The following is a 12,605-nucleotide window of genomic DNA, read 5'->3' on the forward strand; positions in this document are numbered from 1 at the left end:
TTTTCATTTTTACGTATTTATACTGTTATTTCATATTATTTACACTTGACGTTCGTTAACGGTTCACTCCACATTTCCCAATATCGGATGTCGCCTCTGTGAAATAGCGACGCCCAACCCGGCCACCGGACTAAAGGCAGATCACCGCCATGCCCCACCCCACCCGCCGCCTGCTGATCGCCCTGGCCGTGGCCGCCTTGCTGCCGCTGGCACAGCAGGCGCGGGCGGAAACGAAAGATCTGCGCATCGCCCAGCAGTTCGGGATCGGCTACCTGCCCTTCATCGTCGCGAAGGAGCGCCGCCTGATCGAGGGCCAGGCGGTGAAGGCCGGTATCCCGGCGCCACAGGTGGAGTGGATCCAGTTGTCGGGCGCCGCCGCAATGAACGAGGCGCTGATCGCCGGCGGCCTGGATATCGCCAGCGCCGGCATCGCCCCCATGATCCTGACCTGGGACAAGACGCGGGGGACCGCCGACATCATCGGCGTGGTGGCCCTGGGCTCCATGCCCAATGTACTGACCAGCAACAACCCGGCGGTCAAAAGCCTGCGCGACTTCACCGACAAGGACCGCATCGCCCTGCCCTCGGTGAAGGTGGGCTTCCAGCCCATCGTGCTGCAGATGGCGGCCGACCAGACCTTCGGCCAGTACGACAAGCTGGACCACCTGACGGTCAGCCTGCCCCACCCCGACGCCACCGCCCAGCTGCTGTCCGGCCAGTCGGAAATCACCGCCCATTTCACCTCACCGCCCTTCGTGCAGCAGCAGCTGGCCAGCGGCAAGGCGCACGCCGTGCTGAACAGCTACGACGTGCTGGGGGGGCCGCACACCTTCAACGCCGCCTATTCCACGAAGAAATTCGTGGAGGCCAATCCCAAGACCATTGCCGCCCTGGTGGCGGCGCTGGACGAGGCCAACGCCTGGATCGCCGCCAACCCGGCGGAGGCGGCCAAGCTGTACATCGCGGCGGAGAAGTCCAAGCTTGAGCCCGCCTTCGTCGAGGCCATCATCCGCGACCCGCAGGTGCGCTTCACCACCGCGCCGGAGCGAAGCACCGTCTTCTCCGCCTTCCTGTTCAAGATCGGCCTGATCAAGCGGAACCCGACCAGCTGGACCGAGTTGTTCCAGCCGGGTTTGGCCACCAAGGCGGGGAGCTGACACCCATGAATACTACCACCGGTGCTGTAGCACTCCGCATCACGGACACCGAACCGCTGCTGAGCCTGGAGAACGTGACGCTGCGCTACGGCCAGGGCCCCACCGCCGTGACGGCGGTGGAGGGTGTCAGCGTGCACCTCACCGCCGGCGACCGGCTGGTGCTGCTGGGTCCCTCAGGCTGCGGCAAATCCAGCCTGCTGCGCGCCGTGGGCGGCTTCCAGCCGGTGGATGCCGGCACCATCCGCCTACGCGGATCGCCAGTGGGCAAGCCTGGGCCGGACCGCATGGCCGTCTTCCAGGAATTCGACCAGCTTCTGCCCTGGCGCACCGTGCTGGGCAACGTGCGTTACGCCCTGCAGCGCGGCCGAGGGCTGGACCGGGCCACGGCGGACGCGCGGGCGCGCGACTGGATCGGTGGAGTGGGTCTCGCCCGGGTCATGGACGCCCATCCCCACACCCTGTCCGGCGGCATGAAGCAGCGCGTGGCCATCGCCCGCGCCTTCGCCCTTGAACCCGACCTGCTGCTGATGGACGAGCCGTTCGCCGCCCTGGACGCCCTGACCCGCCGGCAGATGCAGGATGAGCTGCTGTCCTTGTGCGAACAGACCGGCGCCACCGTGCTTTTCGTCACCCACGCCATAGACGAGGCCGTGCGCGTGGGCACCCATGTCCTGACCCTGTCGCCTCACCCTGGGCGCATGAAGGGCCTGGCCGCCATCCCGCCCGCCGCCCGCCAGCGCGGCACCGCCGCCTTCGCCCAGCTGGAGGCGGCCCTGCAGGCCGGCTTGCTGGGTGAGGACAATTCCGCTGCGGAGGAGCGCCGCCATGGCTGACGCGACCATCACCCTGCCCGCCACGCCGCGCCGGCTGCACCTGGCCGGCTGGCGCAAGGGGGTGCTGCTGTTGATCCTGGCGGCGGTGTGGGAAGGCTATGCCCGCCACCTGGACAATGCCCTGCTACTGCCCACCTTCAGCGCCACGGTCGCCGCCCTGGTGCAGGGCTTCGCCTCGGGAGAGCTGGTGGCCCGCACCGCCACCTCCCTGCAGTTGCTGGTCACCGGCTACGCCTGTGGCCTGGTCGCGGCCGCCGCGCTGACCGCCTTCGCCGCCCTAAGCCGCTGGGGGGCGGAGCTGCTAGAGTTGCTGACCGCCATGCTGAACCCGCTGCCGGCGGTGGCCCTGTTGCCCATCGCGCTGTTGTGGTTCGGCATCGGCGCGCCCAGTCTGGTCTTCGTCATCACCCATGCCGTGCTGTGGCCGGTGGCCCTGGCCTCCTACGCCGGCTTCCGGGCCATGCCGCGCACCCTGCGCATGGCCGGACGCAACCTGGGTCTGTCGCCGCTGCGCTTCGTCGCCGAGATTCTGATACCGGCCGCCCTGCCGCAAATCCTGGCCGGGTTGCGCCTGGGCTGGGCCTTCGCCTGGCGCACGCTGATCGCCGCCGAACTGGTGTTCGGTGTCAGCGCCCGGTCCGGCGGTATCGGCTGGTTCATCTACACCAACCGCGCCCAGCTGGAGACGGCCAACGTCTTCGCCGGGCTGCTGACCATCATCCTGGTGGGCCTGATCGTGGAAACGCTGCTGTTCCGCAGCGCCGCCCGGGCCACCGTCCAACGCTGGGGACAGGAACAATGACCGCCGCCGTGCGCACGCCTGACACGTCTTCCGATGCCTTCGAAATCCGCGAGATACCCGGGGTGCTGGGGGCGGAGGTCATCGGCCTGGATCTGAGCCAGCCCTTGCCGGAGTCCGACTTCCTGCGCATCCGCCGCACCTTGGCGGAGCGCCAAGTGCTGGTGGTACGCGGCCAGGGCGATCTGACGCCGGAACAGCACATTGCCTTCAGCCGCCGCTTCGGACCCCTGGAAATCCACATCCAGCACCATTTCCACCTGCCGGGCCACCCCGAGATCCTGGTGGTGTCGAACGTCATCGAGAACGGCAAGCCCATCGGCCTGGCCGACGCCGGGCGCTATTGGCATTCCGATCTTTCCTATATGGCCTTGCCCAGCCTGGGGTCCCTGCTGCACGCCCGCGAGATTCCGGAAGGGGCGGGCGACACCCTGTTCGCCAGCCTGGCCGCCGCCTACGAGGCCCTGCCGGAAGAGACGCAGCGCCGCCTGCAGACCCTGACGGCGGAGCATGGCTACGCCGCCCGCAACCGCGCCCAGCAGGCCGTGACTGGGCAACTGCGCCCCGGCCTGACGGCGGAGCAGGAAGCCAAAGTGCCACCCGTCATCCACCCGGTGGTGCGGGTGCATCCCGAAACCGGCCGCCCGTCCCTGTTCATCAGCGAAGGCTTCACCAGCCGCATCGTGGAATTGCCGGAGGAGGAGAGCCGGGCCCTGCTGGCGGAACTGTTCGCCCACAGCATCCAGGACCGCTTCATCTATCGTCATCGCTGGCGGCCCGATGATCTGGTCATCTGGGACAACCGCCAGGGCATACACCTCGCCACCGGCGTCCCGCCGGACGTGCGCCGCACCCTCTACCGCACCACGGTGCAGGGGGATAAACCGCAAGGGATTGCAACGGCGTAAGGGATTAGGGCGACGGTGGCGCCACCTTGTCTGGCAGGGTCATGCCCGGCGTCCACCCGCTGTCGGCCAGGAAGGCTTTGGCCGTGTCGGCGTCGATGGTCAGAATGCGGGCGATGGCCGCACGCTTGTCCTTGGCGTGGACGTAATAGGCCTTGGTGATGCGGTAGCCGACCCAGTAGGCGAGATCGCCCGGCCGTTCCTCCGTGCCGACGCCGTTGTACAGCCACGGCTTCATGTTGGTTGTGTCCATGTCGGCGGCGAACTGGGTCTCCACCTCCGTCTCCCGGCCCTTGGCCCAGGCCTTGAGGCGGACATAGCCGACGTTGCCGGAGATCAGTTCCGCCAGGAATTCCGCCCCGCCCTCGATCAGGGACGGAAACAGCAGGATCGGGTGTTCCGGTTCCGTCTGGGCCGCCGGCTGCTGCACATGGATGTATTCATGCGCCACCAGATGGACGAAGCGGTCCTCGGCGTTCGGGTCCATCCAGCTGGCGCCGCACAGCGCCTCCAGCCCCACCAGCACGCCGGACGCACTGGTGGTGCCGCCGGTGTTGCCCTGGCCCACCAGGATGGTGATGGGCGGAAATTTGGCCTGGGGATAGATCTGGCCCAGGCGGGGCAAGGCTTGCGCCAGGCGCCGCTTCACCGCCGGCAGCACGTCCAGGCAGGTCTTGGCGTCGGCGAACATCCGGGGGTGCCTTTCCATGGCCGCCGCCATGGATTCGCCCGTCAGATGGCGCAAGCTCGTAAACTGGTGCAGCCCGTCGCTGCCATGGTCGAGATAGCCCTGCAAGGCCGCCGCCGTGGGGGCGCCTTGGCCGGCGTCATACACGCGGTAGAAGTCGATGACGTCCTGGATGTGGATTTCCGGTGCGGCCGCCGACGCCGTGCCGCCCAGGGCGACCAGCCCCACCAACGCCAATCGCCAGGACCGCATTCCCACCCCCTGCTTTCACTGCGGGGAATGATGGGTGGCGGCGGCGTGGCGCGCAAGCCTCACGGCACGCCAGGTCCCACGTGGACGGTGAAGCCCGGCCGCACCGCCAGCCTGTCCAGCCAGGCATCCACCGCCGGGCAATCGGCATGATCCATGGGGGTCAGGCGCCAGCGGTTGGCGGACAGCGCCAACACGATATCCGCCAGGGTGAAGGTGGGGCCGGTGACATGGGCGCCGGTGGTTTGCAGCTGCCGGTCCAGCAAGCCCATGGCCTGGTTCCAGGCGGCCACGCCGGCTGCGATCTCTTCGGCATTGGTGTAGCCCGGCGCCCGCCTTACCCGGGCCATGAAGACGTAGCGCCAGGCGGGGTTGAGGTCGCCCAGCTGCCAGTCCATCCACTGCTCCACCAATGCCCGGGCACGCGGCGCCGTGGGCAGCAGATCGTCGCGGCCCGCCATCACGGCCAAGTGGCGGCAAATGGTGTTGGACTGCCACAGCGGTCCGGCTTGGTCCAGCAGCACCGGGAATTGGCCGTTGGGGTTGAGGGCCAGCAGCTCATCCCGCCGGCGCACGGCGGCGTCCCCCACCCAGTCGCCGTCGAAGGTATGGTCCAGGCCGATTTCGGCGCAGGTCCACAGCACCTTGCGCACGCTGATGGACGTGGCGCGGCCGATGATCGTGGGCTTATGGGGCATAAGCTTATCGGACATGGCGGCGTTCTCCGGGAAAGCGGGCGTGCCACCCAGTCTTGCCCGGAAGGCCGCATCACGCGATGGTCAGCGCCGGCAGGCCGTCAGGACGCCGGCCGATACTTCAGGAAGCATAGGGCCATCAGGCTTATGTCGCCCTTCAGCGCCGTCCAGTCACCCTCCCCCGCCGCATCCATGGCGGAGCCCAAGCCCAGGTAACGGGCGTAGGAGGCGTAGGCCATGGCGAAGCAGGCGTGCACCGCCCGCTCCGGCTCGGGATGGCTGATCTCGTTCCGGCGGGACAGCAGCAGGGTTTCGAAGCGCACCGCCATGGCCTCGTGCGAGCGCTTGCCCGTCTGGGCGATCACCGGGTCGATGGGCGCACGCACCATGAAGGCGCGCAGCAGGGCACTGTTCTCCTTGAGGAATTCCCCAAGCTCCGACAGGACGCCCGGCACCAGCCGGTCCAACCCGTAACCCTGCCAACGGGCGGAATCGGTCACCCGGCGCTCCTTATCCTCGATATCCACCAGGGCCCGGGTCTGCACCGTGCGGATCAGTGCATCCTTGCTGTCCACCCGGCCGTAGATGGACCCTATGGAAACACCGGAGCGGCGGCTGACCTCATTCAGGGTGAAATCTTCATATCCCCGCTCCTGCAGCAGCGCCATGGCCGCCTCCAGCACGCGTTCGAACGACGCATGGCTGCGGTTCTGCTTGGGCATGCGCGCCAACGTTTCCATCACTCTTCCCCCGACAAACGCACCTGGATGCAACCACCCGGATCCATCATCCCGTTTCCGCTCGCAAGCCGACGCTTTCTTCCACTGACGGCCTTGGTTGCTGCGACCAGATCCAGGCAACAATAGAACGATCCTTCTGGTTCTGGATGTTCATGGTATCACAGGCATGCCTGTGCAGGGGCATGTCAAAATCCGGCTGTCCTCTGCGAGGGCCGGCACGCCAGTCTGGAGCGCGTCCTGGTACTGGATCTCATCCGCCCAGCCCAGGGCCGTGTCGTGGGAACAATAGAGTCTAAACCGGACCCGGCCAAAGATGGCCGACGCCGCCTTGGCGGAGCTATACCGCCAGCTTGCCCAGGTAGTCGGCGCTGAGGCGCGCCGCCTCCAGCCGGGGCCGGGCGAAGGGCGGTTCCTGCTCGACATAGAAATGGTTGATGCCGGCGGCGTGGGCGGCGGGCAGAATGCGGTGCCAGTCCAAGGTCCCGCCGCCGACCTCCGTCGGGTCCATCTTCAGCCCGGTGTTGGGGACCGTGCCGGCCTTCAGATCCTTCACATGCATCAGGCGGAAGCGGCCGGGATGGGTCTGCAACAGCGCCACGGGATCCAGCCCGGCGGCGGCCACCCAGCCGGCATCCATCTCCATCTTCACCAGATCTGGATCGGTCTCGGCCAGCAGGATGTCGTAGCCGGTGGCGGTGCCGCCGGCCCCCGGGCCGCCCGCAACGGCGAATTCCGGATTGTGGTTGTGGTAGGCCAGCTGCAGCCCAGCCTTCTTCAGGGCCGCCCCCTTTTCGTTGAGGAAGGCGGCCTGGGACTTCCAGTCGTCGGCGGTGAACTGCGACGCGACCCGGGCCAGGAAATCACCGAAGCCTTCGCCCGCTTGCAGCCCGCCCAGGCGCGCCGGGACGGTGAACATGGGCATGACGATGAACTTCAGCCCGATGGTGTGGGCATCGCGCACCAGCGCGTCCAGGTCGCCGGACAAGCTGGGCGCCGGGCCCCTGCCCTGCGCATTGATATGGGCGCTTTCGCACACCAGGCCGGCGGCCTTCAGCGCCGCCGCCAAGTCGCCCGCGGTATGGCCGTAAAAGCCCGGCAGCTCCACCGCGCGATAGCCCATGTCCGCCACCGCCTTCAGCGTGCCGGGCAAATCCTTCTCCACCAGGTCGCCCAGGGTGTAGAGCTGCAGGCCGATGGGCAGGCCGTTGCCCTTGAAGAAGGGCGTGGAGGCGGCGGTAGACAGCCGCGCCAGGCTCAGGCCGGCCAGGGCGGCGGCACCGCCGAGGAAGGCACGGCGGCTGGTTCGTGTCGTGATCATTGGGGTGATCATGGGTGTTCCTCGGCTTGTTTTATTATAGGCCCAGCAGGGCGCGGTTGCGGGCCGTGTCCACGCCGCTGGCGGCGAAGTCGTCGAAGGCGCGTTCCGTCACCCGGATGATGTGGTCGCGGATGAAGGGCGCCCCTTCCCGGGCCCCATCCTCCGCATGCTTCAGCGCGCATTCCCATTCCAGCACGGCCCAGCCGGGGTAGTCGTACTGCGCCAGCTTGGCGAAGATGGCGCCGAAATCCACCTGGCCGTCGCCCAGGGAACGGAAGCGGCCCGGCCGCTCCACCCAGGGCAGATAGCCGCCATACACCCCGGCGCGGCCATCGGGCCGGAACTCCGCATCCTTCACATGGAAGGCGCGAATGCGGGCATGATAGCGGTCGATGAAGGCCAGGTAGTCCAGCTGCTGCAGGACGAAATGGCTGGGGTCGTACAGGATGGTGGCGCGAGGATGGTGATCCACCTCCTCCAGGAAGCGTTCGAAGGTGGCGCCGTCGAACAGATCCTCCCCGGGATGCAGCTCGAAGCAGAGGTCGACGTCAGCGGCGTCGAAAGCGTCCAGGATGGGGCGCCAGCGGCGGCCCAACTCGGCGAACGCCTCTTCCACCAGGCCGGCTGGCCGCTGCGGCCACGGGTACATGTAGGGCCAGGCCAGCGCGCCGGAGAAGGTGGCGTGGGCCGTCAGGCCCAGGTTGCGACTGACACGCGCCGCCAGCATCAGCTGGTTCACCGCCCATTCCTGACGGGCCTTCGGATTCCCCCGCACCTGCGGCGGGGCGAAGCCATCGAACAGGGCGTCATAGGCCGGGTGTACCGCCACCAACTGGCCTTGCAGGTGGGTCGACAGCTCCGTCACCGCCACACCGTTTTCCGCCAGCGTGCCGGTGAATTCCTGCGCGTAGTCGACGCTGTCCGCCGCCTTCTCCAAATCCAGCAGGCTGGTCGGCCCGGTGGGCACCTGCACCCCCTGATACCCGTGGGCGGCCGCCCACCCCGCCAAGCCGGCCAAGGTGTCGAAGGGCGGGGTGTCGCCCGCGAACTGCGCCAGGAATATGCCGGGGCCTTTGATCGTTCTCATGGTGGGTATCCCTGCTCGGGTCCGTTTACAGATCAACCCAGCCGGCGCCGTTGGCGGCCACGGCGCGGGCGACGAAGGCCATGCCGCGCAGGCCGTCCTGGATGGTGGGCACCGGTGTGCCGCCAAGGCCGCCGCCCGAGGCGATGGCGGTGGCGAAGTCGCGATAGATGTTGGCGAAGGCCTCGATGAAGCCTTCGGGATGGCCGGTGGGCAGACGGGCCGGTCCCCGCCCCGCCGGACCCAGATAGGGCGCCGCCGCGTGCAGCGTCTGGGTGGGGCGGTCCAGCCAGTTGATGGTCAGCACGTCCGGCCGTTCATGGCACCAGTCCAGCCCGCCCTGGGCGCCATAGACGCGCAGGCGCAAGCTGTTGCGGTCCCCCGCCGCCACCTGGCTGGCAACCAGCACACCCGGCACGTCTTCGCCGAACCTCAGAAGGATGTTGCAGTCGTCGTCCAGCCGGCGGCCGGGCACCACGCTGTTGAGGTCGGCGTTCAGGCGGGTGACGGCTAGGCCGCTGACGAATTCCGCGAGGTTGAAGGCGTGCACGCCGATGTCGCCGATACAGCCGCCCAGGCCGGAACGCGCCGGGTCCGCCCGCCAGGCGGCTTGGGCGTTGTCCGTCTTCTCAACCGCCTCCGCCAGCCAGCCTTGGGAATATTCCACCACCACCTTGCGGATGGCGCCCAGGTCACCCCGCTGCACGATGGCCCGCGCCTCGCGCACTAGGGGATAGCCGGTGTAGGTGTAGGTCAGGCCATAGAGGCGGCGGGTATCCGCCACCACGCGGGCCAAATCCTCTGCCTCGTCCAGGGTCGCGGTCGCCGGCTTGTCGCTCAGCACGGAAAAGCCCGCCTCCAGCGCCGCCTTGGCGACCGGGAAATGCACATGGTTGGGGGTGACGATGGCCACGAATTGCGCACCGTCGGGCCGCGCCGCCTCGGCCGCCAGCATCTGGCGATAGTCGCCATAGGCACGGGCCGGGTCTATGCCGTAGCCCCTGGCGGCGGCCTTGGACTTGCCCTCATCCCGGCTGAAGGCGCCGGCCACCAGGCGGATGCGGCCGTCCAGTTCGGCCGCCATGCGGTGCACCGGCCCGATGAAGGAACCGGGACCACCGCCCACCATCGCCATGCGGATCACACCGTCAGACATCACCCAACCCCCCGACCGCCCCATCCAAGCATGGCGAAAATGATGAAATCGATTACATGATCCTAGCAGTGAAGCCATGCCCTCGCAACTCTTGCAGGCAGGGCGGATCGAAAGCACCCTCCACCCCATGCCGACCATCCAAGACGTGGCCCGCCGGGCCCGGGTTTCCACCGCCACCGTTTCCCGTGTCCTGAGCACCCCTGGGGTGGTCAGCGAGGCGACGCGCGAACGGGTCATGGCCGCCGTCGACGCCCTGGGCTATGAGCCCAATCACGCGGCCAAAAGCCTGCGCACCCTGCGCACGGCCAAAATCGTCGTGACCGTGCCCGACATCTCCAACCCCTTCTTCTCCAGCGTCATCCGCGGCGCGGAGGAGGCGGCACAGGCGGCGGGATATTCCGTGCTGCTGGGCGACACCCGCCATAGCACGGAGCGGGAGGAGCAGTACGCCGGCATGCTGCGCCGGAAAGAGGCCGACGGCCTGATCTTCCTGGGCCACCGCCTGCCCGACACCTTGGCCGAACTGATCGGCCGCCAGGGCGCCAAGGCGCCGGTGGTCAACGGCTGCGAGTTCAGCCCCGACCTGGGCGTGTCCAGCGCCCATATCGACAACGCGGCCGCCGCGGCGGAGGCCATGGACCTGTTGTACGGCCTGGGCCATCGCGCCATCGGCGTCATCACCGGGCCCCTGGCCAGCCCCATCAGCCGCGATCGCCTGGACGGCGTGCGGGCATCTGCCGCCCGCCATCGCGCCGAGACGGCCCTGCGCATCGCCACCGGCGACTTCTCCGTGGAATCGGGGGAGCGGGAGGCGCAGGGCCTGCTGACAGGCGGCGACACCCCGACCGCCCTGTTCTGCTTCAGCGATGAGATGGCCATGGGCGCCCTGGCCGCCGCGCGCCGGGCGGGACGTCGCTGCCCGGACGACCTTTCGCTGGTCGGCTTCGACGACATCCGCTTCGCCCGCTACCTGGACCCGGCGCTGACCACCGTCAGCCAGCCCATGGAAGATCTGGGCCGGACGGCGGTGGCCCTGCTGCTGGATATCCTTGCCGGCCGGCAGACCACGCCCCGCTCCGTCACCCTTCCTCATCACCTGGCGGTGCGCGGCAGCACCGGGCCGGCGCGGTATTAGGGCGCGCGGCTTTTCCGGCCGGAGCGCAAATGGATGAGGCAAGCGGCCACGGCCGCCGCCGCCAGCACCTGGTGGCCCCAGCTGGCATAGTCGTGCCAGTCCTCATCCCCCAGGTAGTAGAGGCCGTAGCCGGTCAGTACCAAGGTCAGCACGGCGGCGATGAGGCTGCCTCCCGACAGGCGATGACGCCGCGCCCGCCAGGCCAGGCGCACGTGGTGCGGCAGGACGGAGCCGAAGGCGACCAGGGCCGCCATGACGGCGGCGCCATGCAGCTTCATGCACCACGCCTCCACCAACCGCGCGGCGTGACCGTCCACCCCGATCAGGCCATGGCCATAGTGCAGGACCATCCACACCACGCCGGTCAGGGCCACGGCCAGCATGGCGCGGTGCAGCCACCGCCGATGCCCCCGGCTGAGGCCGAAGGCGGCCCCCCGCACGGTGTGGGCCGGCGCGGGCGAAGTCGCCGCCCCCAATTGCACACTCATGCCGCCATCCTTCCCTCCAGGCGCACAGCCTGGGCACCGAAATCCCTGAGCCAGGCGGGCGGCGCGTCCGTGCCGGACAGCATCACGGCCTTGGTCAGCGCGTCCGCCGTCGCGCATTCATCGGCCAGCACGGTGACGCTGGGACCCACCGCCACGGCGCGATCACTGCGCGGGTCGATGATGGGCATGACCAGCCCGTCCGCCGTCGATCGCGCGGCGTAATAACCGGCGCTTGTGGCGATGGCGATGTCGCGAAACTCCCCCAGGGACCAGTGCCGGCAGGGATCGGCCGGGTCGCGCACCACCACCGGCTGGGGCGTGTCGCCGAACAGGCGCAGGTCGCCGCCGGCGTTCACCGCCCCGGCGCGCACGCCCCGCATCCGCAAGGCGTCCACCGCCCGATCGACGGCATAGCCCTTGGCGATTCCCCCCAGATCCAGCCACAGCGGCCGGACGCCGCAGGCCACGCCGTCGCCCACCACCAGGTCGGCGATGCTGCCGCCCCGGGGGGCCGCCGCCAGGGGGGCCGGCAGGAAATCCAGGGCCGCCAGCGCGGGCGCCACCGCCGGATCGAACAGGCCGCCCGTCGCCCGGTGCAGGGCCTGGGCCCGGCGCAGCACGTCCACCGTCCAGGGATGCAGGCTGACGGGCAGGCGATGGCCCAGCCGGTTCAGGCGCGACAGTTCGCTGTCCAGGTCATGGAAGCTCATCAGCGCCTGCACCTGGGCGACCGCGGCGAAGGCGGCCGCCACCGCCGCCTCGGCGTCCCCCTCACAGGCGTCGATGCGCACTTCGACCAGGGTGCCCAGCAGGGGGCGGGCGCGGCGCGCCTCAGGGCTTGAGGGCGACATTCCAGGTGGCCAGGAGGCGGCGGACGCCATCCGTCACATGCTTGGACGACAGGGTGGCGCCGGAGATGTTGGTGATGTCCCGGTCCAGCTTCAGCGGGCTGGCGGCCGTCTTGCCGGTGAACTGCGCCCGCCAGTCCTCGCCGCGCACCTCATGGCCATAACTTTCCTTGTATTCCAGGATCTCCAGCCCCTGCACCGCGCCCGCCTTGGTGATGGCCAGCGCGATGGTGATGTACTCGTGCTTGCCCAGCACCTCATCGACGATGAAGGTGCCGCCGTCGGCGGCCCGCCAGGCCTGCACCGTCTTGTTGCGCACATCCACGCCGCTCTGGCTTTCGATGGCGTCGGCCTGGGCGCTGGTCAGCGTAACGGGCAGCGGCGTCAGCGCCTGGCCGGGGAACAGGGCCGCCTGTGCCTGTTCGGTGGTGAGGTAGACGGTGGCGGCCGCCGGCTGGGTCAGCACCAGGGCTGGCGCCGCCAGGACCAGGAAGGGGGCACGCATGGGCA

Annotated in this window: 14 protein-coding genes; 5 read left to right on the top strand and 9 right to left on the bottom strand. The window is 68.9% G+C overall.

Translation table 11 applies throughout. From position 1 onward, the window contains the following. The first annotated feature begins 149 nt into the window (after positions 1-149). Genes P5F91_RS27430 through P5F91_RS27445 form a run of 4 tightly spaced genes read left to right on the top strand, consistent with a single transcriptional unit; the run spans position 150 to position 3,697 of the window. A complete protein-coding gene (locus P5F91_RS27430; protein WP_277908807.1) occupies positions 150-1,157 on the top strand; it encodes an ABC transporter substrate-binding protein in 1,008 nt (335 codons plus the stop codon). Between the two features lie 5 nt (positions 1,158-1,162). Then, positions 1,163-1,990 carry an ABC transporter ATP-binding protein gene (locus P5F91_RS27435; RefSeq protein WP_277908808.1) on the top strand — a complete coding sequence of 276 codons (828 nt, stop codon included), beginning with the start codon at positions 1,163-1,165 and terminating at the stop codon, positions 1,988-1,990. Next, positions 1,983-2,792, top strand: coding sequence for an ABC transporter permease (locus tag P5F91_RS27440; protein ID WP_145610349.1), 810 nt, complete (start codon positions 1,983-1,985; stop codon positions 2,790-2,792). The genes P5F91_RS27435 and P5F91_RS27440 overlap by 8 nt, the downstream gene beginning before the upstream one ends. Next, positions 2,789-3,697: a TauD/TfdA dioxygenase family protein gene (locus P5F91_RS27445; protein WP_277908809.1), complete on the top strand. Its 909-nt coding sequence runs from the start codon at positions 2,789-2,791 to the stop codon at positions 3,695-3,697. Before P5F91_RS27440 ends, P5F91_RS27445 begins: the two co-directional genes overlap by 4 nt. 4 nt (positions 3,698-3,701) lie before the next feature. Here P5F91_RS27445 and P5F91_RS27450 read toward each other — a convergent pair whose 3' ends face one another. The 6 genes from P5F91_RS27450 to P5F91_RS27475 all read right to left on the bottom strand — a co-directional run bounded on the left by P5F91_RS27450 (position 3,702) and on the right by P5F91_RS27475 (position 9,624). Beyond that, positions 3,702-4,634: a DUF2268 domain-containing putative Zn-dependent protease gene (locus P5F91_RS27450; protein WP_145610351.1), complete on the bottom strand. Its 933-nt coding sequence runs from the start codon at positions 4,632-4,634 to the stop codon at positions 3,702-3,704. Between the two features lie 59 nt (positions 4,635-4,693). Then, positions 4,694-5,344, bottom strand: a complete 651-nt coding sequence (locus P5F91_RS27455) for a glutathione S-transferase family protein (RefSeq protein ID WP_277908810.1) — start codon at positions 5,342-5,344, stop codon at positions 4,694-4,696. Positions 5,345-5,427: 83 nt separating this feature from the next. Next, positions 5,428-6,066, bottom strand: a complete 639-nt coding sequence (locus P5F91_RS27460; RefSeq protein ID WP_145610352.1) for a TetR/AcrR family transcriptional regulator — start codon at positions 6,064-6,066, stop codon at positions 5,428-5,430. Positions 6,067-6,403: 337 nt separating this feature from the next. After that, positions 6,404-7,396 (bottom strand): sugar phosphate isomerase/epimerase family protein, encoded by a 993-nt coding sequence (locus P5F91_RS27465; protein ID WP_277908811.1) that lies wholly within the window; start codon positions 7,394-7,396, stop codon positions 6,404-6,406. A 22-nt stretch (positions 7,397-7,418) separates the two neighbouring features. After that, positions 7,419-8,471: a sugar phosphate isomerase/epimerase family protein gene (locus tag P5F91_RS27470; RefSeq protein ID WP_145610354.1), complete on the bottom strand. Its 1,053-nt coding sequence runs from the start codon at positions 8,469-8,471 to the stop codon at positions 7,419-7,421. 25 nt (positions 8,472-8,496) lie between these two features. Then, positions 8,497-9,624 carry a Gfo/Idh/MocA family protein gene (locus P5F91_RS27475; RefSeq protein ID WP_145610355.1) on the bottom strand — a complete coding sequence of 376 codons (1,128 nt, stop codon included), beginning with the start codon at positions 9,622-9,624 and terminating at the stop codon, positions 8,497-8,499. A gap of 127 nt (positions 9,625-9,751) precedes the next feature. On the opposite strand from P5F91_RS27475, the gene P5F91_RS27480 reads away from it, so the two are divergent. Further along, a complete protein-coding gene (locus tag P5F91_RS27480; protein WP_145610356.1) occupies positions 9,752-10,759 on the top strand; it encodes a LacI family DNA-binding transcriptional regulator in 1,008 nt (335 codons plus the stop codon). Here P5F91_RS27480 and P5F91_RS27485 read toward each other — a convergent pair. From P5F91_RS27485 to P5F91_RS27495, 3 genes are read right to left on the bottom strand one after another with little or no spacing between them, the layout of a single operon-like run. After that, positions 10,756-11,247: a DUF4405 domain-containing protein gene (locus P5F91_RS27485; protein WP_145610357.1), complete on the bottom strand. Its 492-nt coding sequence runs from the start codon at positions 11,245-11,247 to the stop codon at positions 10,756-10,758. The two genes, P5F91_RS27480 and P5F91_RS27485, sit on opposite strands and share 4 nt — an antisense overlap. Continuing rightward, entirely contained in the window at positions 11,244-12,098 is an 855-nt protein-coding gene (locus tag P5F91_RS27490) for an FAD:protein FMN transferase (protein WP_145610358.1), read from the bottom strand. The genes P5F91_RS27485 and P5F91_RS27490 overlap by 4 nt, the downstream gene beginning before the upstream one ends. After that, on the bottom strand, positions 12,079-12,600 hold the full coding sequence (locus tag P5F91_RS27495) for an FMN-binding protein (protein WP_145610359.1): 522 nt from the start codon (positions 12,598-12,600) through the stop codon (positions 12,079-12,081). The genes P5F91_RS27490 and P5F91_RS27495 overlap by 20 nt, the downstream gene beginning before the upstream one ends. Between the last annotated feature and the right edge of the window lie 5 nt (positions 12,601-12,605).

This window comes from Nitrospirillum amazonense (genome assembly GCF_029594735.1).
Lineage (GTDB): Bacteria > Pseudomonadota > Alphaproteobacteria > Azospirillales > Azospirillaceae > Nitrospirillum > Nitrospirillum amazonense.